This is a genomic window from Pseudomonas entomophila, from assembly GCF_013523125.1.
GTDB lineage: Bacteria > Pseudomonadota > Gammaproteobacteria > Pseudomonadales > Pseudomonadaceae > Aquipseudomonas > Aquipseudomonas entomophila_B.
In genome coordinates, this window is sequence record NZ_JAAMQJ010000113.1 from 1 (window position 1) to 539 (window position 539).

The 539-nt window shown below is 59.4% G+C and carries 1 protein-coding gene; it reads left to right on the forward strand.

All coding sequences use genetic code 11. The annotated features are described in order from the left end of the window. Nucleotides 1-177 precede the first annotated feature (177 nt). A partial coding sequence (locus tag G7007_RS21855; protein WP_181105181.1) for a hypothetical protein occupies nt 178-539 on the forward strand: 362 nt, incomplete at its 3' end.

Sequence of the window (539 nt, forward strand, 5' to 3'; positions counted from 1 at the left end):
GCAGATTCTTCTGCTTGCCTGATCGGCGCAACTCAAAGTGCGGTTGTGCTGCAAGTCATCGACACGATCTTCCCGGCCAATTTCGGCGGGCGTTATGTCTTCGGGGTCTCGGCCGGTACCAACGCCGCCACGCTCTCCAACGTACTGACCAACGTGTCGCCTCTGTAAGGAAAAATCATGCAAACCACCAACCTGTCCGTTGAGTTCGGCGGCAAAACCTACAACGGTTTTGAATTCACATCTCTGCCCTTGGCGGCTGCGCATGTAGTGGCGTGTCGCCAAATTGATCAGGCAGCCGATACGGCGCGCCGTGCTGTTCTGGGTGACTCGCTGCGCGCCGTTGAGTACCAATTGACCGCTCAGGAGGCAACGGCGTTTGCTGCAGCCGACTACAGCGGCGACGTGCCTCCTACAGTGCAAGCCTGGATGGATGCCACCAGTTTGGAGGCCAAGCCTGCAACCGAGAGCATTCTGGCCGAGGCCGCTGCCTGGAAGAAGGCTCTCTACGAGCTGCGCGCGCTGCGCCTGAAAGGCAAGCA